This is a genomic window from Enterobacter sp. K16B (assembly GCF_020216105.1).
In the GTDB taxonomy this organism is placed as follows: domain Bacteria; phylum Pseudomonadota; class Gammaproteobacteria; order Enterobacterales; family Enterobacteriaceae; genus Enterobacter; species Enterobacter sichuanensis.
The window spans coordinates 1-708 of sequence record NZ_JAIWJZ010000200.1; the positions used below are offsets into that span (position 1 = coordinate 1).

Annotated in this window: 1 protein-coding gene; it reads left to right on the forward strand. The window is 42.1% G+C overall.

Annotated elements, in window-relative coordinates; genetic code table 11:
* Positions 1-168: 168 nt before the first annotated feature.
* Entirely contained in the window at positions 169-606 is a 438-nt protein-coding gene (locus tag LDK53_RS22665) for a hypothetical protein (RefSeq protein ID WP_225288137.1), read from the forward strand.
* The last annotated feature ends 102 nt before the right edge of the window (positions 607-708 follow it).

A 708-nucleotide genomic window follows, 5' to 3' on the forward strand; every position in this document is an offset into this window, starting at 1 on the left:
ATCCCTGCGTGATAAAAATTGGAAAATACAGATTCTTCGACAAGAGAAGATAGTCAATCAACGGTTCGGGCCGATATTACGCCTGGTAGTAAAATCTCTCGTCGCGTTAAGCTGTATCTTGTTGTTTTGACAATGCCTGGAGATCAATATGTATAAATGTGGTACGTTATGATTCATTGGCTTTTCTTTATTCTCTTCATGATTTGGACGCTAGCGCTTATCTGGAATGGAAAAGACTTATTCAGTAAAAAACAGTGGTGCCTTACCGGATTGATGTTCATTCTGGTGCTAGTGGCGACGGTTGTTATTGGTTTTACGTTGAAATGGTTTGCTCAGTCAATGTCATTATTCTCCGTCGCAACGGCGAAACACTATTCGATTATCTTTTCCATGTCTTTCCTGTGCGTATGGGGACTGAAAGTTACCGTTGTGCTGCTCTGCACGATCTTCTCCGGGATTACTGGAGGGCACAAAAAATACAATGCTGAAAATTATGAAGCAATATCGTCTATAACACGCGTCGTTGCGCCTGGCTTACTTATCGTTGCTAAAAGCGTAGTTTCCCTGGGCAGCGTCCTTATGTTTTCAGGTTTATGGCTTAAATAATCACGATTTAAAAAATATCTCAATGAACACCGAGATTAGTCCATAGTGGAATAACGATTATGCTCAACCGAATTACCGTCCAGCTCCCGGTCGAGGGGCTGC

Bases quoted from the DNA above. Each gene is read 5' to 3' on its own strand.
- LDK53_RS22665 (WP_225288137.1), top strand. From the start codon at position 169: ATGATTCATTGGCTTTTCTTTATTCTCTTCATGATTTGGACGCTAGCG.